This window comes from Pseudomonas sp. NY5710, assembly GCF_013305665.1.
GTDB classification, from domain to species: Bacteria; Pseudomonadota; Gammaproteobacteria; order Pseudomonadales; family Pseudomonadaceae; genus Aquipseudomonas; species Aquipseudomonas juntendi.
The window spans coordinates 145,121-169,446 of record NZ_CP045554.1 but is presented as its reverse complement, the minus strand read 5'-3'; the positions used below and the strand labels follow the sequence as shown (position 1 = coordinate 169,446).

The 24,326-nt window shown below is 59.0% G+C and carries 3 protein-coding genes; all 3 read right to left on the bottom strand.

What is annotated here, in order from left to right; all coding sequences use genetic code 11:
• Positions 1–15: 15 nt before the first annotated feature.
• Positions 16–915 carry a TauD/TfdA dioxygenase family protein gene (locus GEV39_RS00685; RefSeq protein WP_173887148.1) on the bottom strand — a complete coding sequence of 300 codons (900 nt, stop codon included), beginning with the start codon at positions 913–915 and terminating at the stop codon, positions 16–18.
• 197 nt (positions 916–1,112) lie between these two features.
• On the bottom strand, positions 1,113–1,454 hold the full coding sequence (locus GEV39_RS00680) for a hypothetical protein (RefSeq protein WP_009682385.1): 342 nt from the start codon (positions 1,452–1,454) through the stop codon (positions 1,113–1,115).
• 212 nt (positions 1,455–1,666) lie between these two features.
• Complete coding sequence (locus GEV39_RS00675; RefSeq protein ID WP_173887147.1) at positions 1,667–23,806, bottom strand: retention module-containing protein; 22,140 nt, start codon at positions 23,804–23,806, stop codon at positions 1,667–1,669.
• Between the last annotated feature and the right edge of the window lie 520 nt (positions 23,807–24,326).

Below are 24,326 nucleotides of genomic sequence, written 5' to 3'. Positions count from 1 at the left end.
TGGTTTCCTCAGTCTTCAGAAAGGGGCATCGCCCTGGATGGTGGTGCGGTAGAGCTTGCGCCGCAGGTGGGAGGGGCAACCGGTAGCCAGGTGGATCAGCGAGCGGTTGTCCCAGAACACCAGATCATGGGGCTGCCACTGGTGGCGATAGAGGTTCTGCTCCAGTACGCTCAGGGCGTACAGCTGTTGCAACACGTCGCGGCTTTCGTCGTCTGGAAGGCCAACAATGCGAGTGGTGAAGCCTTCGCTGACAAACAGCGCCCTACGGCCGTTTTCCGGGTGGGTACGCACCACCGGGTGGATAACCTCCTTCACCTGAGCCAACTGCTCGGCAGTCAAGGTAGGGCGCCAGTTGCCCTCAAACTTGGTTTCTGCGTAGCGGGCAGTGTACGAGTGAGCGGCGCTGCGGCCTTCGACCACTTTGCGCAGGGCGTCAGGCACGGCGTCCCAGGCTTTATGCATGTCGGCAAACAGGGTGTCGCCACCTTCACTGGGCAACTCCTGCGCATGCAGCATGGAACCCAGGCTAGGCAGTTCCTTGTATGACAGGTCCGAGTGCCAGAACTTGCCGGCGTCACCCAGGCCGATGTGCTGGCCGTTTTCGATGATATTGGAAACGATCAGGATCTCGGGGTGGCCAGCAAGCAGGAACTGCTTGAGCACGTGGATCTGCAATTCGCCGAAACGTCGGCTGAAGGCTATTTGCTGTTCCGGGCTGATGCGCTGGTCGCGGAACACCAGCACATGATGGTCGAGGTGGGCACGATGGATTCGGCTGAAATCCTCGGCGTTGACAGGCCTGGCCAGATCCAGGCCGATGATTTCGGCACCGGTGGCTCCGGCGAACGGGTGGATTTCGAAGGGTTGCGGCTGGGCGCTGTCGATGATCGACAATGCGTTCGAGGCGGCTGACATTATTCACTCCCACGCAGTGCGCGACTTCAATTCGCGCAACGATCAGAAACGCACGGGGATTTCCCGTGTGGGTTCAAGTCGTGCGGCGCATCGATTGGTCGACGGGTACGCAGTGGAATCAACTATAAAGTCATAAACAGGATATTTTAAATACCGTTATGGAATATTAATAGCATCGCAACCGAGGCGTCACAGCCTCAGATCAACCCGCCCTGCTCATCTTCGTCGATCAGGTTATTCAGGCTGCTGAGGGCCTTGCGCGCGGTAGCGCGGTTCAGGAGCTTGGCCTGTGCCCCCGGCGGCAGGTCAGTGATCTTGAATACCCCTTTGGCAGTCAGCACATCGATCAGGTCTTCAAGTACGCGGATCATGTCCAGGTCACTTTGCTTGAGCTGATTGAGGCTGTTTTCCACGACATCATCAGCGAACCATTCCTGAATATCGGCGTGGTCGGCTGGGAGCATCTCGGTGAACGCATCAAAAGCGGCTGCCTCTACACGCAGCAACTCACCGGCGGCATTGCGTTGCACGTAGAACATGGCGGTGTCCCTCGTCACTTTGGTTCCTTGTTGGTAGGCAGCAGCATAGGCAAAGATCAGCAGGCACGCAGGCCCAACGCCTGAGTATGCGCTGTAGGAAGATGCCGGGAAAGAGCCGGCACGGCCATTACCCGGTTGATGGGGCCCTTGCGGGCGCGGCATTGTGGGATCAAGCAGGGGCCACGACGGTCAGGCGCGGCCCCTTCAACACATCAGCTGTCCTTGTTGTGGATGATGATGGTCGGGTCAGCACCGCTGATCAACGAGTTGATCGTGGTGTTGGACCAGTTCACCCCTTCGAGCTTGATGGTCACATCGGCATTGGCGATACCCCCTGCGGCGTTGAGCTTGCCTTCGCTGCTGACCTGCAAGGTGGTCGTACCTTCAACCGTGGTGAGTTTCAGGTAATTGCCGATGGTACTGCCCTTCTCGCCTTGCAGCAGATCGCTCAAGTCGATCTTGTCCTTGTCCCCCATCTTGAAGTCTTTGATGACGTCGTTACCGAAATCACCCGCCTTCCACACGAAGGTATCTGCGCCGCTGCCGCCGATCAGGATATCGTCGCCCTGGCCACCGATGAGGGTGTCGTTGCCGGTACCGCCCAGCAGGATATCGTTGCCTTTGCCACCATCGAGCGTGTCGCTACCACCTTGGCCAAAGAGAATGTCGTTGCCATTGCCGCCCGACAGGATGTCGTTGCCGTCTTTGGCGCCGGAGATGTCAAACTCGTTGTAATGCTCAGTGATGTACTGGTGGACATTGCTGGTGGTGATGGAGCTGACATCAACGCCGCTCTTCTGTGCAACGTAGGTTTGCAGTGCCTGGTAGCCCTCGCTGACGACACCGTTGAGGGTGATCAGGTCGCCGAAGATGATGTCATTGCCGTTGCCACCGTCGATGGTATCGGCACCTGGCACCGTGGCTTCGGTATGACCGAGAATCGCCTTCGCCAGGTCGGACGGGTCGATGTTGGTCTGCGGCTTGCCTGCGCTGTCGTAAGGCTTCAGATCATTGAGGCTGATGTCGTCGTTCAAGCCAATAGCGTAGACCTTGCTCAAACCGGGAACTGTAGAACTGCCTCCCAACAGCACGAAGCTGTCGGTCGTATTCGAGGCTGAATCATTCCAGTTCGAGGTCGTGCCCTTACCAGTGCCGCCCTGGCTGGAAAACTCGTAGGTACCATCGCCTTGAGCATGAATCGTACCCAGCGTGTCGCTAGAGTAAAGAACGAAGTTACCCCATATGTTATAGCCATAGGTCGAGACTTTGACCACGCCAGTACTGCTGATATCAACTTTGTGCGTCGCATCAGCCCATTCGCTGAAGGTGCCACCCACTTTGTAGTTGTTGACATTGACAACATCGTCGAGGGTCTTGCCACCCGTCCACAGCCGTTTGTCGGTAACTTCATTGCGTTGGTAGAACGTCGGTTTGCCGTCCGTGATGAAGTACGTCAGGTTGTCCGCACCGGTGTTTCCGGTAGCCATCGTGCTCTTGAAGAAGTTTGCAGTAGTCTTGAAGGCGTCTTCGTAGTTAGTACCGCCACCCTCTGTCCCACCTTGCATCGACTTCAAAACAGCCTGCAATTGGCTGAGGGCATTCGGGTCGGCAAGGTTCACTGCAACGTTCATGTTGACCTGCGAATCGAAGTCCACCAGGAAAATGTTTACCGTACCCGACGTGTCGGAACCCAAGCTTGCTTTGAGCGTGGAGAACACCGAAGCCAGCTGCGACTTGGCGGCAGCAATCGAGTCGTCAGTCATACTGCCGGAACTGTCCACGATAAACGCGATGTTGTAGTTCTTGCCCGCTACAACGTTCAGCCCGGAAACATCTGCAACAATGATGTCGTTACCTTCGCTGCCAGTCATGGCGTCGTTGCCCGATGTGCCTACGCTGGCCTTGTAGGTCGCGGGATACACGGTTACCGGGATATTGCCGGTGGTAATAGCCGAACCACCCACGCTTTCAGTGGCAGTCGAGATGACCGTGACGTCGAACGAACCTTTGTAGTACGTCGGGGGCGTGAGCGTAAGGCTGCTGAGTTTCCAGCCCGTTACATCCACCGGCGTGCTGCCTACCGTGACGGTATGGCCTGCACCGTCGCTAAGTACGGTCCCTTTGGGGATACCACTGAGGCTTACGCTCAGGGTTTCCGAACCGTCAGTGTCGGTCAGGGCGGTGGAGATAGCCACCAGTTTGACCGAGCCGCCTTCCGGCCCCTCGTTAAGCTTGTAGCCGTCGTAGTAGCTTTGCCCGTTCACAGTGTGCAGATCGGACACGCCCAGGCCAGCCTTGGCCATCTCGGTCACGTTCTGGTACATCTTGATGTTCGAACTGCTCAGGTCGGTGACAGCACCGGTGCCGACCTTGATGTTCAGGTCATAGCTGCCTGGCCCAGACTGGTTGGCGTGATAGACCTCAATCGGGTAGTAGCCGCTGGTGTTCGGGGTAAAGGTCCCCGATACCTGCCCGCCAGCCCCCCAAGTGGCAGTGACCACAGTCTTGCCGCCGATGGTCACCACGAAGCTGTCGTCGGCAGTGCCGCTGAAGGTATAGGTCTTGCCGGCTTCGAGGTAGATAAGGCCGGATGTTTTCGAGCCGGTGCCAGCTGCAACGCTCCCGTCGGATTGAACGTTGGTAGTGGTGCTGCTGGAGCTGGCACTGCCCGAGTTGGCAAAGACCGTCTTCAGGTCATCGCCGGTAATGCCGTTACCACCCGTCCCCAGACCTTTGAGGCTGTTCCAGACTTCCTTGGTGAGGCCTTTGGAATCGATGTCGGCGCTGCCGAAACTCAGCGTCGGCTTGTCGGCAACCGGGCGAATGTCGACCTTCATGGTCGAGTCAGTGCCTACGTTGGTGCCGTCATTCGGCTTGAACTTGAATTGCGCGTAGTCGGCTTGCTGGTTGCCCACGCCGGTGCCGCCATAATTATCGGTACCCGACTCGTTGCGCAGCGGAACGAACTTCAGGTTGCCGGCCTCGATGCTGGCCTGGCTGACAACCTGGCCAACGCCCACATTGGTCCAGGCCGTGCCGTTGAAGAACTGCAACGTGCCGGAACCCGGGATCGAGCTGATGGTTACCGACAGACCAGTGTTGCCATCCGGGTCGGAGACATTGAAGTCGCTCCAGGCAAACACATAGTCGGTGTCTTCCACACCAAACACTGCACCGCCGCTCGAAACTGGCAGGTGGTCGTTGTCCACGATGGTCGTGGTAACGCTCGATTTGCTGGTATCCACCTGCAGGTTCTCGAACTTGCCACCCGACACGCCTACGATCGTCACCACAAAGTTTTCGGTACCCTCGACCAGCTTGTCGTCGATGGTGCCGATGGTGAACGTGGTACCGCTGCTGTTGGCCGGAATCTTCACAGTGGTCACACCGATGAAGTCCTCGCCGTTCTTGGCGGTGCCGCTGTAGCTGAGCGTGACGGTGACTTCGTCCTTGGCCTCGTGGGTGAGATTCAGGGTGTACGTACCCGTCTCGCCTTCGTTCAGAGACGTCGTGCCATTGATGCTGACTTTGGCGACGTCGCCTTGGCCAGACGGTTCGTCGGTTACCGATGTGCTGACGCTGGTAGTGCTCGGCACCAGTTTCTCGAACACCTTGTCGCCGCTCACGGTGATGTCGGTGATCGACTTGGTGATCGTCGGCTGGCCGCCTACGTACACGTCGTCCGGCGCATTGATGGTCACGCTGCCGGTGGCCGAACCCGCATTGATGGTGACCTGGGTGCCACCGCTCAGGGTAACGGTCACACCGCCATGGCCGGTAACCGGCAGGTTGCTGTTATCGCCCACCAAGGTCACGGTGTACGTAATCGCGCCACCTTCGGCCACGGTGGACTTGTCCACCGACAGCACTGCAGTGACCTTGCTTTCGGTATCGGTCACGCTGACCGAGGCCGGGTTGCTGAACTCCAGCTTCTCGAAGGTGGCGTTCGGCACTTCGGCCTTGCTGATACCCACCGTGACGGTGCCCGGGTCCTTGAACACGTCGTCACCTTGCGCCGGTGCGGTGTAGACCTTGCTGGTCTCGCCCGCCTTGAAGAGCACGGTGTCGTTGTTGCTCAGGGTGACGGTCAGGTCCTTGTCCAGCGGCTTGTTCAGGCTGACGGTGAAGGTCGGTGCAGTGGCTTCGTTGACCGAAGACTGGTTGGCAACGATGCTGACCTTGACCAGGTCGCCTTGGCCAGACGGTTCGTCGGTTACCGATGTGCTTACGCTGGTAGTGCTCGGCACCAGTTTCTCGAACACCTTGTCGCCGCTCACGGTGATGTCGGTGATCGACTTGGTGATCGTCGGCTGGCCGCCTACGTACACGTCGTCCGGCGCATTGATGGTCACGCTGCCGGTGGCCGAACCCGCATTGATGGTGACCTGGGTGCCACCGCTCAGGGTAACGGTCACACCGCCATGGCCGGTAACCGGCAGGTTGCTGTTATCACCCACCAAGGTCACGGTGTACGTGATCGCGCCACCTTCGGCCACGGTGGACTTGTCCACCGACAGCACTGCAGTGACCTTGCTTTCGGTATCGGTCACGCTGACCGAGGCCGGGTTGCTGAACTCCAGCTTCTCGAAGGTGGCGTTCGGCACTTCGGCCTTGTTGATACCCACCGTGACGGTGCCCGGGTCCTTGAACACGTCGTCACCTTGCGCCGGTGCGGTGTAGACCTTGCTGGTCTCGCCCGCCTTGAAGAGCACGGTGTCGTTGTTGCTCAGGGTGACGGTCAGGTCCTTGTCCAGCGGCTTGTTCAGGCTGACGGTGAAGGTCGGTGCAGTGGCTTCGTTGACCGAAGACTGGTTGGCAACGATGCTGACCTTGACCAGGTCGCCTTGGCCAGACGGTTCGTCGGTCACCACTGTGCTGACTTTGGTGCTGCCCAGGTTCAGTTGTTCGAACTGATCAGCGCCGGCGCCTTCGACCTTGGTCAGGCCTTGGGTGATGGTGACTGGATCGTTGACGTAGACGTTGTCTGGCGCAGTGACGGTAACCGAACCGGTGGCCTCGCCTGCCTTGACGGTCACGGTGGTGCCGTCAGTCAGGGTGAAGGTCAGGCCTTTGTGGTTGGTCACTGGTAGGCTTGGATCAGCGCTGACCAACGTCACGGTATAAGTGATCTTGCCGCCTTCGGCCACTGTGGTGTTATCCACAGTGAGCTGGGCAGTCACCGGACTCTGCGTATCGGTCACAGCTACGGACGCAGGCTGGCCGATCTGCAGGTTTTCCAGTTGCTCACCGACCACTTCGGCCTTGGTGATGCTGACAGTGATCTTGCCTTCGTCCTTGAACACATCCTCGCCCTGCGCCGGAGCGGCGTAGGACTTGGTGGTTTCACCTGCCGCGAAGGTCAGGGTCGCACCAGTGCTCAGGGTTACGGTGAATGGCTTGTCGAGCGCCTTGTTCAAGGTAACGGTGAAGGTTGGCTCAGTAGCCTCATTCACGGACAGCTGATCCGCAGCGATGGTGACCTTGACCAGATCGCCTTCGTTATTGCCACCTGGATTGCCTGGAGTGCCAGGCTCATCGGTGACTACCGTGCTGACAGTATCTTTGCCCAGATTCAGTTGCTCGAACTGATCAGCGCCAGCGCCTTCGACCTTGGTCAGGCCTTGGGTGATGGTCACTGGATCGTTTACATAAACGTTATCTGGCGCAGTGACAGTAACCGAACCGGTGGCTTCGCCTGCCTTGACGGTCACAGTAGTCCCGTCAGTCAGCGTGAAGGTCAGACCTTTGTGGTTGGTTACTGGCAGGCTTGGATCAGCGCTGACCAGGGTCACGGTGTAGGTGATCTTGCCGCCTTCAGCGACGGTAGTGTTGTCTACCGACAGTTCAGCAGTAACTGGGCTCTGCGTATCGGTGACCGCAACGGTAGCAGGCTCGCCGATCTGCAGATTTTCCAGTTGCTCACCGACCACTTCGGCCTTGGTGATGCTGACAGTGATCTTGCCCTCGTCCTTGAACACGTCATCGCCCTGCGCCGGAGCGGCGTAGGACTTGGTGGTCTCGCCCGCTGCGAAGGTCAGGGTGGCACCAGTGCTCAGGGTCACGGTGAACGGCTTGTCGAGCGCCTTGTTCAAAGTGACGGTGAAGGTAGGCTCAGTAGCCTCATTCACAGACAGCTGATCGGCAGCGATGGTGACCTTGACCAAGTCGCCTTCGTTGTTGCCGCCTGGGTTGCCAGGGGTGCCCGGCTCATCGGTGACTACCGTGCTGACGGTATCTTTGCCCAGATTCAGTTGTTCGAACTGATCGGCGCCAGCGCCTTCAACCTTGGTCAGGCCCTGAGTGATGGTGACCGGATCGTTGACGTAGACGTTGTCTGGCGCAGTGACGGTAACCGAACCGGTGGCCTCGCCTGCCTTGACGGTCACCGTGGTGCCGTCAGTCAGGGTGAAGGTCAGGCCCTTATGGTTGGTCACTGGCAGGCTCGGATCAGCGCTGACCAGAGTCACGGTGTAGGTGATCTTGCCGCCTTCGGCCACTGTGGTGTTATCCACAGTGAGCTGAGCAGTCACTGGGCTCTGCGTATCGGTGACCGCAACGGTAGCAGGCTCGCCGATCTGCAGATTTTCCAGCTGCTCGCCGACCACTTCTGCCTTGGTGATGCTGACAGTGATCTTGCCTTCGTCCTTGAACACATCCTCGCCCTGCGCCGGAGCGGCGTAGGACTTGGTGGTTTCACCTGCCGCGAAGGTCAGGGTGGCACCAGTGCTCAGGGTCACGGTGAATGGCTTATCGAGCGCCTTATTCAGGGTGACGGTGAAGGTAGGTTCAGTGGCTTCGTTGACCGAAACTTGATCGGCCACGATGCTGACTTTGACCAAGTCACCTTCGTTATTGCCACCTGGATTTCCTGGAGTGCCAGGCTCGTCAGTCACGGAGGTGCTGACGGTATCTTTGCCCAGATTCAGTTGCTCGAACTGATCGGCGCCAGCACCTTCGACCTTGGTCAGGCCTTGGGTGATGGTCACTGGATCGTTTACATAAACGTTATCTGGCGCAGTGACAGTAACCGAACCGGTGGCTTCGCCTGCCTTGACGGTCACAGTAGTCCCGTCAGTCAGCGTGAAGGTCAGACCTTTGTGGTTGGTCACTGGCAGGCTTGGATCAGCGCTGACCAGGGTCACGGTGTAGGTGATCTTGCCGCCTTCGGCCACTGTGGTGTTATCCACAGTGAGCTGAGCAGTCACTGGGCTCTGCGTATCGGTGACCGCAACGGTAGCAGGCTCGCCGATCTGCAGATTTTCCAGTTGCTCACCGACCACTTCGGCCTTGGTGATGCTGACAGTGATCTTGCCTTCATCCTTGAACACGTCATCGCCCTGCGCCGGAGCGGCGTAGGACTTCGTGGTCTCGCCTGCCGCGAAGGTCAGGGTGGCACCGGTGCTCAGGGTCACGGTGAACGGCTTGTCGAGCGCCTTGTTCAGGGTGACGGTGAAGGTAGGTTCTGTGGCTTCGTTGACCGAGACCTGGTCGGCCACGATGGTGACTTTGACCAAGTCACCTTCGTTATTGCCACCTGGATTTCCTGGAGTGCCAGGCTCGTCAGTCACGGAGGTGCTGACGGTATCTTTGCCCAGATTCAGTTGCTCGAACTGATCGGCGCCAGCACCTTCGACCTTGGTCAGGCCTTGGGTGATGGTCACTGGATCGTTTACATAAACGTTATCTGGCGCAGTGACAGTAACCGAACCGGTGGCTTCGCCTGCCTTGACGGTCACAGTAGTCCCGTCAGTCAGCGTGAAGGTCAGACCTTTGTGGTTGGTCACTGGCAGGCTTGGATCAGCGCTGACCAGGGTCACGGTGTAGGTGATCTTGCCGCCTTCGGCCACTGTGGTGTTATCCACAGTGAGCTGAGCAGTCACTGGGCTCTGCGTATCGGTGACCGCAACGGTAGCAGGCTCGCCGATCTGCAGATTTTCCAGTTGCTCACCGACCACTTCGGCCTTGGTGATGCTGACGGTGATCTTGCCTTCATCCTTGAACACGTCATCGCCCTGCGCCGGAGCGGCGTAGGACTTCGTGGTCTCGCCTGCCGCGAAGGTCAGGGTGGCACCGGTGCTCAGGGTCACGGTGAACGGCTTGTCGAGCGCCTTGTTCAGGGTGACGGTGAAGGTAGGTTCTGTGGCTTCGTTGACCGAGACCTGGTCGGCCACGATGGTGACTTTGACCAAGTCGCCTTCGTTGTTGCCGCCTGGGTTGCCAGGGGTGCCCGGCTCATCGGTGACTACCGTGCTGACGGTATCTTTGCCCAGATTCAGTTGTTCGAACTGATCGGCGCCAGCGCCTTCAACCTTGGTCAGGCCCTGAGTGATGGTGACCGGATCGTTGACGTAGACGTTGTCTGGCGCAGTGACGGTAACCGAACCGGTGGCCTCGCCTGCCTTGACGGTCACCGTGGTGCCGTCAGTCAGGGTGAAGGTCAGGCCCTTATGGTTGGTCACTGGCAGGCTCGGATCAGCGCTGACCAGAGTCACGGTGTAGGTGATCTTGCCGCCTTCGGCCACTGTGGTGTTATCCACAGTGAGCTGAGCAGTCACTGGGCTCTGCGTATCGGTGACCGCAACGGTAGCAGGCTCGCCGATCTGCAGATTTTCCAGCTGCTCGCCGACCACTTCTGCCTTGGTGATGCTGACAGTGATCTTGCCTTCGTCCTTGAACACATCCTCGCCCTGCGCCGGAGCGGCGTAGGACTTGGTGGTTTCACCTGCCGCGAAGGTCAGGGTGGCACCAGTGCTCAGGGTCACGGTGAATGGCTTATCGAGCGCCTTGTTCAGGGTGACGGTGAAGGTAGGTTCTGTGGCTTCGTTGACCGAGACCTGGTCGGCCACGATGGTGACTTTGACCAAGTCACCTTCGTTGTTGCCGCCTGGGTTACCCGGAGTACCCGGCTCGTCAGTCACGGAGGTGCTGACGGTATCTTTGCCCAGATTCAGTTGCTCGAACTGATCGGCGCCAGCACCTTCGACCTTGGTCAGGCCTTGGGTAATGGTCACCGGATCGTTGACGTAGACGTTGTCTGGCGCAGTAACAGTGGTGGTGCCGACCGATTCACCAGCTTTGACCGTGACGGTGGTGCCATCGGTCAGTGTGAAGGTCAGGCCTTTGTGGTTAGTCACTGGCAGGCTTGGATCAGCGCTGACCAAGGTCACGGTATAAGTGATCTGGCCGCCTTCGGTCACAGTGGTGTTATCCACAGTGAGCTGGGCAGTAACCGGGCTCTGAGTATCGGTGACCGCCACAGTTGCAGGCTGACCGATCTGCAGGTTTTCCAGCTGCTCGCCGACCACTTCTGCCTTGGTGATGCTGACAGTGATCTTGCCTTCGTCCTTGAACACATCCTCGCCCTGCGCCGGAGCGGCGTAGGACTTGGTGGTCTCGCCCGCTGCGAAGGTCAGGGTGGCACCAGTGCTCAGGGTCACGGTGAACGGCTTGTCGAGCGCCTTGTTCAGGGTGACGGTGAAGGTAGGCTCTGTGGCTTCGTTGACCGAGACCTGGTCGGCCACGATGGTGACTTTGACCAAGTCACCTTCGTTATTGCCACCTGGATTGCCTGGAGTGCCAGGCTCGTCAGTCACGGAGGTGCTGACGGTATCTTTGCCCAGATTCAGTTGCTCGAACTGATCGGCGCCAGCACCTTCGACCTTGGTCAGGCCTTGGGTGATGGTCACTGGATCGTTTACATAAACGTTATCTGGCGCAGTGACAGTAACCGAACCGGTGGCTTCGCCTGCCTTGACGGTCACAGTAGTCCCGTCAGTCAGCGTGAAGGTCAGACCTTTGTGGTTGGTTACTGGCAAGCTTGGATCAGCGCTGACCAGAGTCACGGTGTAGGTGATCTTGCCGCCTTCAGCGACGGTAGTGTTGTCTACCGACAGTTCAGCAGTCACCGGGCTCTGCGTATCGGTGACCGCCACAGTTGCAGGCTGACCGATCTGCAGGTTTTCCAGCTGCTCGCCGACCACTTCTGCCTTGGTGATGCTGACAGTGATCTTGCCTTCGTCCTTGAACACATCCTCGCCCTGCGCCGGAGCGGCGTAGGACTTGGTGGTCTCGCCCGCTGCGAAGGTCAGGGTGGCACCGGTGCTCAGGGTTACGGTGAACGGCTTGTCGAGCGCCTTGTTCAGGGTGACGGTGAAGGTAGGTTCTGTGGCTTCGTTGACCGAGACCTGGTCGGCCACGATGGTGACTTTGACCAAGTCACCTTCGTTGTTGCCGCCTGGGTTACCCGGAGTACCCGGCTCGTCAGTCACGGAGGTGCTGACGGTATCTTTGCCCAGATTCAGTTGCTCGAACTGATCGGCGCCAGCACCTTCGACCTTGGTCAGGCCTTGGGTGATGGTCACTGGATCGTTTACATAAACGTTATCTGGCGCAGTGACAGTAACCGAACCGGTGGCTTCGCCTGCCTTGACGGTCACAGTAGTCCCGTCAGTCAGCGTGAAGGTCAGACCTTTGTGGTTGGTTACTGGCAAGCTTGGATCAGCGCTGACCAGAGTCACGGTGTAGGTGATCTTGCCGCCTTCAGCGACGGTAGTGTTGTCTACCGACAGTTCAGCAGTCACCGGGCTCTGCGTATCGGTGACCGCCACAGTTGCAGGCTGACCGATCTGCAGATTTTCCAGTTGCTCACCGACCACTTCGGCCTTGGTGATGCTGACAGTGATCTTGCCTTCATCCTTGAACACGTCATCGCCCTGCGCCGGAGCGGCGTAGGACTTGGTGGTCTCGCCCGCTGCGAAGGTCAGGGTGGCACCGGTGCTCAGGGTTACGGTGAACGGCTTGTCGAGCGCCTTGTTCAAAGTAACGGTGAAGGTCGGCTCAGTAGCCTCATTCACAGACACTTGATCGGCAGCGATGGTGACCTTGACCAAGTCGCCTTCGTTGTTGCCGCCTGGGTTACCCGGAGTGCCAGGCTCATCGGTGACTACTGTGCTGACAGTATCTTTGCCCAGATTCAGTTGCTCGAACTGATCAGCGCCAGCACCTTCGACCTTGGTCAGGCCTTGGGTAATGGTCACCGGATCGTTGACATAGACGTTGTCTGGCGCAGTGACAGTGGTGGTGCCGACCGATTCACCGGCTTTGACCGTGACGATGGTGCCATCGGTCAGGGTGAAGGTCAGACCCTTGTGGTTGGTCACTGGCAGGCTTGGATCAGCGCTGACCAGGGTCACGGTGTAGGTGATCTTGCCGCCTTCGGCCACAGTGGTGTTATCCACAGTGAGCTGAGCAGTCACTGGGCTCTGCGTATCGGTCACAGCTACGGACGCAGGCTGGCCGATCTGCAGATTTTCCAGTTGCTCACCGACCACTTCGGCCTTGGTGATGCTGACAGTGATCTTGCCTTCATCCTTGAACACGTCATCGCCCTGCGCCGGAGCGGCGTAGGACTTCGTGGTCTCGCCTGCCGCGAAGGTCAGGGTGGCACCGGTGCTCAGGGTCACGGTGAACGGCTTGTCGAGCGCCTTGTTCAAGGTAACGGTGAAGGTTGGCTCAGTCGCCTCATTCACGGACAGCTGATCCGCAGCGATGGTGACCTTGACCAAGTCGCCTTCGTTATTGCCACCTGGGTTACCCGGAGTACCCGGCTCATCGGTAACTACTGTGCTGACAGTATCTTTGCCCAGGTTCAGTTGTTCGAACTGATCGGCGCCGGCGCCTTCGACTTTGGTCAGGCCTTGGGTAATGGTCACCGGATCGTTGACGTAGACGTTGTCTGGCGCAGTGACGGTAACCGAGCCGGTAGCCTCGCCTGCCTTGACAGTCACAGTGGTGCCGTCAGTCAGGGTGAAGGTCAGACCCTTGTGGTTGGTCACTGGCAGGCTTGGATCAGCACTGACCAAGGTCACGGTGTAAGTGATCTGGCCGCCTTCGGCCACTGTGGTGTTATCCACAGTGAGCTGGGCAGTAACCGGGCTCTGAGTATCGGTGACCGCAACGGTAGCAGGCTCGCCGATTTGCAGGTTTTCCAACTGCTCGCCAACCACTTCCGCCTTGGTGATGCTGACGGTGATCTTGCCTTCGTCCTTGAACACGTCATCGCCCTGCGCCGGTGCGGCGTAGGACTTGGTGGTCTCGCCGGCCGCAAAGGTCAGGGTGGCACCGGTGCTCAGGGTCACGGTGAACGGCTTATCCAAAGCCTTGTTCAGGGTGACGGTGAAGGTCGGCTCAGTGGCTTCATTCACAGACACTTGATCGGCAGCGATGGTGACCTTGACCAAGTCGCCTTCGTTGTTGCCGCCTGGGTTACCCGGAGTGCCAGGCTCATCGGTGACTACTGTGCTGACAGTATCTTTGCCCAGATTCAGTTGCTCGAACTGATCAGCGCCAGCACCTTCGACCTTGGTCAGGCCTTGGGTAATGGTCACCGGATCGTTGACATAGACGTTGTCTGGCGCAGTGACAGTGGTGGTGCCGACCGATTCACCGGCTTTGACCGTGACGATGGTGCCATCGGTCAGGGTGAAGGTCAGACCCTTGTGGTTGGTCACTGGCAGGCTTGGATCAGCGCTGACCAGGGTCACGGTGTAGGTGATCTTGCCGCCTTCGGCCACAGTGGTGTTATCCACAGTGAGCTGAGCAGTCACTGGGCTCTGCGTATCGGTCACAGCTACGGACGCAGGCTGGCCGATCTGCAGATTTTCCAGTTGCTCACCGACCACTTCGGCCTTGGTGATGCTGACAGTGATCTTGCCTTCATCCTTGAACACGTCATCGCCCTGCGCCGGAGCGGCGTAGGACTTCGTGGTCTCGCCTGCCGCGAAGGTCAGGGTGGCACCGGTGCTCAGGGTCACGGTGAACGGCTTGTCGAGCGCCTTGTTCAAGGTAACGGTGAAGGTTGGCTCAGTCGCCTCATTCACGGACAGCTGATCCGCAGCGATGGTGACCTTGACCAAGTCGCCTTCGTTATTGCCACCTGGGTTACCCGGAGTACCCGGCTCATCGGTAACTACTGTGCTGACAGTATCTTTGCCCAGGTTCAGTTGTTCGAACTGATCGGCGCCGGCGCCTTCGACTTTGGTCAGGCCTTGGGTAATGGTCACCGGATCGTTGACGTAGACGTTGTCTGGCGCAGTGACGGTAACCGAGCCGGTAGCCTCGCCTGCCTTGACAGTCACAGTGGTGCCGTCAGTCAGGGTGAAGGTCAGACCCTTGTGGTTGGTCACTGGCAGGCTTGGATCAGCACTGACCAAGGTCACGGTGTAAGTGATCTGGCCGCCTTCGGCCACTGTGGTGTTATCCACAGTGAGCTGGGCAGTAACCGGGCTCTGAGTATCGGTGACCGCAACGGTAGCAGGCTCGCCGATTTGCAGGTTTTCCAACTGCTCGCCAACCACTTCCGCCTTGGTGATGCTGACGGTGATCTTGCCTTCGTCCTTGAACACGTCATCGCCCTGCGCCGGTGCGGCGTAGGACTTGGTGGTCTCGCCGGCCGCAAAGGTCAGGGTGGCACCGGTGCTCAGGGTCACGGTGAACGGCTTATCCAAAGCCTTGTTCAGGGTGACGGTGAAGGTCGGCTCAGTGGCTTCATTCACGGACAGCTGATCGGCAGCGATGGTGACCTTGACCAAGTCACCTTCGTTGTTGCCGCCTGGGTTACCCGGAGTACCCGGCTCGTCAGTCACGGAGGTGCTGACAGTATCTTTGCCCAGGTTCAGTTGTTCGAACTGATCGGCGCCAGCGCCTTCGACCTTGGTCAGACCTTGGGTGATAGTGACTGGATCGTTGACGTAGACGTTGTCTGGCGCGGTGACGGTAACCGAACCGGTGGCCTCGCCTGCTTTAACGGTCACAGTGGTCCCGTCTGTCAGCGTGAAGGTCAGACCTTTGTGGTTGGTTACTGGCAAGCTTGGATCAGCGCTTACCAGAGTCACGGTGTAGGTGATCTTGCCGCCTTCAGCGACGGTAGTGTTGTCTACCGACAGTTCTGCAGTAACCGGGCTCTGCGTATCGGTCACAGCTACGGACGCAGGCTGACCGATCTGCAGGTTTTCCAGCTGCTCGCCGACCACTTCCGCCTTGGTGATGCTGACGGTGATCTTGCCCTCGTCTTTGAACACGTCATCGCCCTGCGCCGGAGCGGCGTAGGACTTGGTGGTCTCGCCGGCCGCGAAGGTCAGGGTCGCACCGGTGCTCAGGGTTACGGTGAACGGCTTATCCAAAGCCTTATTCAGGGTGACGGTGAAGGTTGGTTCGGTTGCTTCGTTGACCGAAACTTGATCGGCCACGATGCTGACTTTGACCAAGTCACCTTCGTTGTTGCCGCCCGGGTTACCCGGAGTGCCTGGCTCATCGGTGACTACTGTGCTGACGGTATCTTTGCCCAGATTCAGTTGTTCGAACTGATCAGCGCCAGCGCCTTCAACCTTGGTCAGGCCTTGGGTAATGGTCACCGGATCGTTGACGTAGACGTTGTCTGGAGCGGTGACGGTAACCGAACCGGTGGCCTCGCCTGCTTTAACGGTCACAGTGGTCCCGTCTGTCAGCGTGAAGGTCAGACCCTTGTGGTTGGTTACTGGCAGGCTCGGATCTGCGCTGACCAGAGTCACGGTGTAGGTGATCTTGCCGCCTTCGGCCACAGTGGTGTTATCCACAGTGAGCTGGGCAGTAACCGGGCTCTGCGTATCGGTGACCGCCACAGTAGCAGGCTGGCCGATCTGCAGATTTTCCAGCTGCTCGCCGACCACTTCCGCCTTGGTGATGCTGACGGTGATCTTGCCCTCGTCCTTGAACACGTCATCGCCCTGCGCCGGAGCGGCATAGGACTTGGTGGTTTCACCGGCCGCGAAGGTCAGGGTGGCACCGGTGCTCAAAGTCACGGTGAATGGCTTGTCGAGCGCCTGGTTCAGGGTAACGGTGAAGGTCGGCGCAGTAGCCTCATTCACAGACAGCTGATCGGCAGCGATGCTGACCTTGACCAAGTTGCCTTGGCCAGACGGCTCGTCAGTAACCTGAGTTTGAACCTCGGCCTTGTCCAGGGTCAGTTGCTCGAACTTCCACGCATCCTGGCCGCTGACCGAATCAATGGCGTTGACCACTGGTGCGTTGGTGCCGACGTAGACGTTGTCCGGTGCGATAACAGTGGCCGAACCGGTGGTGCTGTTGGCCGCCACGACAATGTTGGTGCCGTCGGTCAGCTTGAAGAACAGCTCCGCGTGGTTGTTGATCGGCAGACCATCTTTGTTGGTCAGCGTGATGGTGTAGGTAATCTCGCCGCCTTCGGCCACCGATGGGGTAGCGGTCAGTTTGGCGACCACTTCATCGATGGTGTCGGTGACTTTTACCGAAGCGTCGCCACCCAGTTGCAGGTTCTCGAACGCTGCACCGGTAGCATCGGCCGCCGACTTGATGCCCAAGGTGATTTCGCCGGCGTCTTGGTAAACGTCATCGCCCTGTGCGTCGTGAGTGTACGGCTCGCTCGAAGTTTGACCGGCCTTGATTGTCACGACCGCGTCATTGCTCAGGGTCACAGTCAGGTCATGCGCCAGGACCGTGTTTATGTGCACGGTAAAGGTCGGTTTGACGTTCTCGGCGACCGAAACCTGGTCAGCTGTAATGGTGACCTTGACGATGTCACCTTCGTTGCCCGGGGTGCCAGGCTCGTCGGTGACCTGGGTGCTGACCTCAGCCTTGTCCAGGGTCAGCTGCTCGAACTTCCACGCATCCTGGCCGCTGACCGAATCAATGGCGTTGACCACTGGCGCGTTAGTGCCGACGTAGACGTTGTCCGGCGCGATAACCGTGGCCGAACCGGTCGTGCTGTTGGCCGCCACGACAATGTTGGTGCCGTCGGTCAGCTTGAAGTACAGCTCCGCGTGGTTGTTGATCGGCAGACCATCTTTGTTGGTCAGCGTGATGGTGTAGGTAATCTCGCCGCCTTCGGTCACCGATGGGGTAGCGGTCAGTTTGGCGACCACTTCATCGATGGTGTCGGTGACTTTTACCGAGGCGTCGCCGCCCAGTTGCAGGTTCTCGAACGCTGCACCCGTAGCATCGGCCGCCGACTTGATGCCCAAGGTGATTTCGCCGGCGTCTTGGTAGACGTCATCGCCCTGTGCTGCGTGCTCGTAAGCCGCGGTGGTTTCGCCAGCCTTGATGGTGACCTTGGCATCGTTGCTCAGGGTCACGACCAGGTCGTGCGCCAAAGGCTGATTGATATGCACGGTGAACGTCGGTTTGACGTTTTCGGCGACCGAGGTCTGGTCGGCTGTGATGGTGACCTTGACGATGTCGCCTTCGTTGCCCGGGGTGCCAGACTCGTCGGTGACCTGGGTGCTGACCTCGGTCTTGTCCAGGGTCAACTGCTCGAACTTCCACGCTTCCTGGCCGCTGACCGAATCAATGGCGTTGACCACTGGCGCGTTGGTGCCGACGTAGACGTTGTCCGGCGCGATAACCGTGGCCGAACCGGTGGTGCTGTTGGCCGCCACGACAATGTTGGTGCCGTCGGTCAGCTTGAAGAACAGCTCCGCGTGGTTGTTGATCGGCAGACCATCTTTGTTGGTCAGCGTGACGGTGTAGGTAATCTCGCCGCCTTCGGTCACCGATGGGGTAGCGGTCAGTTTGGCGACCACTTCATCGATGGTGTCGGTGACTTTTACCGAAGCGTCGCCACCCAGTTGCAGGTTCTCGAACGCTGCACCGGTAGCATCGGCCGCCGACTTGATGCCCAAGGTGATTTCGCCGGCGTCTTGGTAAACGTCATCGCCCTGTGCGTCGTGAGTGTACGGCTCGCTCGAAGTTTGACCGGCCTTGATTGTCACGACCGCGTCATTGCTCAGGGTCACAGTCAGGTCATGCGCCAGGACCGTGTTTATGTGCACGGTAAAGGTCGGTTTGACGTTCTCGGCGACCGAAACCTGGTCAGCTGTAATGGTGACCTTGACGATGTCACCTTCGTTGCCCGGGGTGCCAGGCTCGTCGGTGACCTGGGTGCTGACCTCAGCCTTGTCCAGGGTCAGCTGCTCGAACTTCCACGCATCCTGGCCGCTGACCGAATCAATGGCGTTGACCACTGGCGCGTTAGTGCCGACGTAGACGTTGTCCGGCGCGATAACCGTGGCCGAACCGGTCGTGCTGTTGGCCGCCACGACAATGTTGGTGCCGTCGGTCAGCTTGAAGTACAGCTCCGCGTGGTTGTTGATCGGCAGACCATCTTTGTTGGTCAGCGTGATGGTGTAGGTAATCTCGCCGCCTTCGGTCACCGATGGGGTAGCGGTCAGTTTGGCGACCACTTCATCGATGGTGTCGGTGACTTTTACCGAGGCGTCGCCGCCCAGTTGCAGGTTCTCGAACGCTGCACCCGTAGCATCGGCCGCCGACTTGATGCCCAAGGTGATTTCGCCGGCGTCTTGGTAGACGTCATCGCCCTGTGCTGCGTGCTCGTAAGCCGCGGTGGTTTCGCCAGCCTTGATGGTGACCTTGGCATCATTGCTCAGGGTCACGACCAGGTCGTGAGCCAAAGGCTGATTGATATGCACGGTGAACGTCGGTTTGACGTTCTCGGCCACCGAGGTCTGGTCAGCTGTGATGGTGACCTTGACGATGTCACCTTCGTTGCCCGGAGTGCCAGGCTCGTCGGTGACCTGGGTGCTGACCTCAGCCTTGTCCAGGGTCAGCTGCTCGAACTTCCACGCATCCTGGCCGCTGACCGAATCAATGGCGTTGACCACTGGCGCGTTAGTGCCGACGTAGACGTTGTCCGGCGCGATAACAGTGGCCGAACCGGTGGTGCTGTTGGCCGCCACGACGATATTGGTGCCGTCGGTCAGCTTGAAGTACAGGTCCGAAGGGTTGTTGATCGGCAGACCATCTTTGTTGGTCAGCGTGATGGTGTACGTAATCTCGCCGCCTTCGGTTACCGAAGGGCTCGCGGTCAGCGTGGCTACAACTTCACTGATGGTGTCTGAGATTTCAACAGTCGCGGGGCTACCGAACTCCAGCTTCTCAAAGGTGGCACCTGGGACGCTTGCGTCAGTAACGCCAAGAGTGAGAGAGCCGGGATCTTTGAAGACATCATCACCTTGGGCTGCCGCCTTGTACTCCACCTCTGTTTTACCGGCTTCAATGGTGACCTTGTCGCCATTGGACAGGGTAACGGTCAGTGGCCGATCCAGCGCCTGACTGACTTTTACAGTAAAGACAGGCTGCTGATCTTCAGTCACATTGCCATTGCTGACGATGCTCACAGTTACAGGGTCGATGCTGTCCTGGATGACAGTCGATGCAGGTGTTGGGTCCGGTGTCAGTTGCTCGAAATTGCCACCGGTTGCTTTTTCGATGGTGACATTGACGGTCGAGCCGTTGTTGTAAACGTCGTTGGCCGGGGTCTGGAAGTCGACACTGCCTTGGGTCTTGCCCGCTTCAACAGTCACAGTCTGGCCGTTGGACAGGGTCACGGTTACCGGGGTCTGAGCAGGGTTGCTCAACGTCACGGTATAGGTGATCACGCCGCCCTCGGTCACCGACGGGCTCGCGGTCAGCGTTGCGGTGGTGGTGTCCACCGAATCATTGATCGTGGTTTGAGCCGGAGTCGGGTTCGGCGTCAGTTGCTCGAAGTTACCGCCGGTGGCGTTCTCGATGGTGACGCTGACAGTCGAGCCATTGTTGTAGACGTCGTTGGCCGGGGTCTGGAAATCGACACTGCCCTGAGTCTTACCCGCTTCAACGGTCACAGTCTGGCCGTTGGACAGGGTCACGGTTACCGGGGTCTGAGCAGGGTTGCTCAGAGTCACGGTATAGGTGATCACGCCGCCTTCGGTCACCGAAGGGCTCGCGGTCAGCGTTGCGGTGGTGGTGTCCACCGAATCATTGATCGTGGTCTGAGCCGGAGTCGGGTTCGGAGTCAGTTGTTCGAAGTTACCGCCAGTGGCGTTCTCGATGGTGACGCTGACAGTCGATCCGTTGTTGTAGACGTCGTTGGCCGGCGTCTGGAAGTCGACACTGCCCTGGGTCTTGCCAGCTTCAACGGTCACAGTCTGGCCGTTGGACAGGGTCACGGTTACCGGGGTCTGAGCAGGGTTGCTCAGAGTCACGGTATAGGTGATCACGCCGCCTTCGGTCACCGAAGGGCTCGCGGTCAGCGTTGCGGTGGTGGTGTCGACCGAATCATTGATCGTAGTCTGAGCCGGAGTCGGGCTCGTGGTCAGTTGTTCGAAGTTACCGCCAGTGGCGTTCTCGATGGTGACGCTGACAGTCGATCCGTTGTTGTAGACGTCGTTGGCCGGAGTCTGGAAGTCGACGCTGCCCTGGGTCTTACCCGCTTCAACGGTCACAGTCTGGCCGTTGGACAGGGTCACAGTAACCGGCGTCTGGGCAGGGTTGCTCAACGTCACGGTATAGGTGATCACGCCACCTTCGGTCACGCTCGGCGATGCAGTGAGGGTCGCGGTGGTGGTGTCGACCGAATCATTGATCGTGGTTTGAGCTGGGGTCGGGTTCGGCGTCAGTTGCTCGAAGTTACCGCCGGTGGCGTTTTCGATGGTGACGCTGACAGTCGAGCCATTGTTGTAAACGTCGTTAGCCGGCGTCTGGAAGTCGACACTGCCTTGGGTCTTGCCAGCTTCAACGGTCACAGTCTGGCCGTTGGACAGGGTCACAGTAACCGGCGTCTGGGCAGGATTGCTCAGGGTGACGGTGTAGGTGATCACGCCGCCTTCGGTCACCGACGGGCTCGCGGTCAGCGTTGCGGTGGTGGTGTCGACCGAATCACTGATCGTGGTCTGAGCCGGAGTCGGGTTCGGGGTCAGTTGCTCGAAGTTGCCACCGGTAGCATTTTCGATGGTGACGCTGACGGTCGACCCATTGTTGTAGACGTCGTTGGCCGGCGTCTGGAAATCGACACTACCCTGGGTTTTGCCAGCTTCAACGGTCACAGTCTGGCCGTTGGACAGGGTCACAGTAACCGGCGTCTGAGCAGGGTTGCTCAGGGTCACGGTATAAGTGATCACGCCACCTTCGGTCACGCTCGGCGATGCAGTGAGGGTCGCGGTGGTGGTGTCGACCGAATCATTGATCGTGGTTTGAGCTGGGGTCGGGTTCGGCGTCAGTTGCTCGAAGTTACCGCCGGTGGCGTTTTCGATGGTGACGCTGACAGTCGAGCCATTGTTGTAAACGTCGTTAGCCGGCGTCTGGAAGTCGACACTGCCTTGGGTCTTGCCAGCTTCAACGGTCACAGTCTGGCCGTTGGACAGGGTCACAGTAACCGGCGTCTGGGCAGGATTGCTCAGGGTCACGGTGTAGGTGATCACACCGCCTTCGGTCACCGACGGGCTCGCGGTCAACGTTGCAGTGGTGGTGTCGACCGAGTCATTGATCGTGGTTTGAGCCGGGGTCGGGTTCGGCGTCAGTTGTTCGAAGTTACCGCCTGTGGCGTTTTCGATGGTGACGCTAACGGTGGAGCCATTGTTGTAAACGTCGTTAGCCGGCGTCTGGAAATCGACACTGCCCTGAGTCTTGCCCGCTTCAACGGTCACGGTCTGGCCGTTGGACAGGGTCACGGTTACCGGGGTCTGAGCAGGGTTGCTCAGGGTCACGGTATAGGTGATCACGCCGCCTTCGGTCACGCTCGGCGATGCAGTGAGGGTCGCGGTGGTGGTGTCGACCGAATCATTGATCGTGGTCTGAGCCGGAGTCGGGTTCGGGGTCAGTTGCTCGAAGTTACCGCCAGTGGCGTTCTCGATGGTGACGCTGACGGTCGAGCCGTTGTTGTAGACGTCGTTGGCCGGCGTCTGGAAATCGACACTGCCCTGAGTCTTGCCCGCTTCAACGGTCACGGTCTGGCCGTTGGACAGGGTCACGGTTACCGGCGTCTGAGCAGGGTTGCTCAGGGTGACGGTGTAGGTGATCACGCCACCTTCGGTCACGCTCGGCGATGCAGTGAGGGTCGCGGTGGTGGTGTCGACCGAATCACTGATCGTGGTCTGAGCCGGAGTCGGGTTCGGGGTCAGTTGCTCGAAGTTACCGCCGGTGGCGTTTTCGATGGTGACGCTGACAGTCGAGCCATTGTTGTAAACGTCGTTAGCCGGCGTCTGGAAGTCGACACTGCCTTGGGTCTTGCCAGCTTCAACGGTCACAGTCTGGCCGTTGGACAGGGTCACAGTAACCGGCGTCTGGGCAGGATTGCTCAGGGTGACGGTGTAGGTGATCACGCCGCCTTCGGTCACCGACGGGCTCGCGGTCAGCGTTGCGGTGGTGGTGTCGACCGAATCACTGATCGTGGTCTGAGCCGGAGTCGGGTTCGGGGTCAGTTGCTCGAAGTTACCGCCGGTGGCGTTTTCGATGGTGACGCTGACGGTCGACCCATTGTTGTAGACGTCGTTGGCCGGCGTCTGGAAGTCGACACTGCCCTGGGTCTTGCCAGCTTCAACGGTCACAGTCTGGCCGTTGGACAGGGTCACGGTTACCGGGGTCTGAGCAGGGTTGCTCAACGTCACGGTATAGGTGATCACGCCGCCTTCGGTCACGCTCGGCGAAGCCGTGAGCGTTGCGGTAGTGGTGTCGATGGTATCAGTCACCTCGGTGACCGCCGGCGTTTGCGGCAATGTGACGGTCAGGCCGCCACCGCCAGTACTCCCGGTGACGGTCGTCGAGATCTGCCCGCCATCAATGTAAGGCGTATCGTTTGGCGGTACCTGGACATTGACACTGCCGCTTGTCTGCCCGGCCGGAATGGTGATCACGGCACCATTGGACAAGGTAATCACCAGGTTGGTAGTTGGTGCCTGACCCACGGTGGCGGTATAGACGATGACGCCACCCGCTTCACTGATGGAAGGGGTGGCGCCGAGGACAAGGTCGGTAGCAACGTTGGCGTCGGTGGTCGGTGGGGTCACCAGATTGTTGTTGGTGCCCAGCTGACCGACCTGCACGCTGTTGAGCGCGGCTGCAGAGCTTAAACCCTCGGTGGGGAAACCGACGGTCGGATCAACCCGGCCCGCAGTCTCTTCCAGCATTACGAAGCTATGGCCGCCGCCCACAGCGCCACCACCACCCGCTGCCGACGGACCAGCAGCGGTAGCTTCAAGCTCGGTAGTCGGGTCGACACCCGCAGCAATCGCCTGCTGCAGCTCTTCTACCGAAGGCGCTGCCTGGGCAGTGGCCTGATCGAGGTCGGTGCTGCTGTCGGGTGTATCGGCGCTCCACTGGCTGTCACGGCCAAGGTCGAGCAGGCGGCCATCAGCCAGTTCCAGAGTAACTGCGCCACCAGGGCCAGTGAGCACTTGCTCACCGGCCAACAGACGGTCACCTTCAATGAGTACACGCCGGATGCCCTCTGGGGATACCGCGATAACCTGGCCGACAATACTTTTGACGATGGCTACAACGCTGCTCATTGGACTCTCCGTGTGACCCGGTGGGTACTTCCGTGCCAGAGCGGCGCTTGCAGGCCACTTCAGGCGGAACTATGTCGATGATCTTTGACGTTTTTGACGTCAATATTCCGTCTATAACTGTTTGGAATTACTTAACTGCCAAACTATTGACCTTATACAGGCCATCCTAAACAATCGGCAATGTAATGTCACATTGATATTTTTACCTTAGCCAAGCGGGTCCGAAGGACAAATGTCGTACATCAGTGAATAGGCGTATTGCGCGCAGTACGGTTAACAATTTCCGCCATCACGAGGGCCGGCTCTATAGAATGGGCAGCAACCTGGCGCCATTATTCTGATCGCCCGCAATCACTCGACAATGCTATTGCTTTGCAAGCATAAACCTTGCCGGAATACAGCGCGATCCCGGCAAAATCTACCCGCCAGCCCGCGCCACCTGCAGGCGCAACGCCGCCAAGAGCTGTGACTTGCTGCAAATCAGAGAGATAGCGGTCGCAACGAAGTGCTGCGCCAGGAG

Coding starts and splice junctions, on each gene's coding strand:
- GEV39_RS00685 (WP_173887148.1), bottom strand. CDS start 915: ATGTCAGCCGCCTCGAACGCATTGTCGATCATCGACAGCGCCCAGCCG.
- GEV39_RS00680 (WP_009682385.1), bottom strand. CDS start 1,454: ATGTTCTACGTGCAACGCAATGCCGCCGGTGAGTTGCTGCGTGTAGAG.
- GEV39_RS00675 (WP_173887147.1), bottom strand. CDS start 23,806: ATGAGCAGCGTTGTAGCCATCGTCAAAAGTATTGTCGGCCAGGTTATC.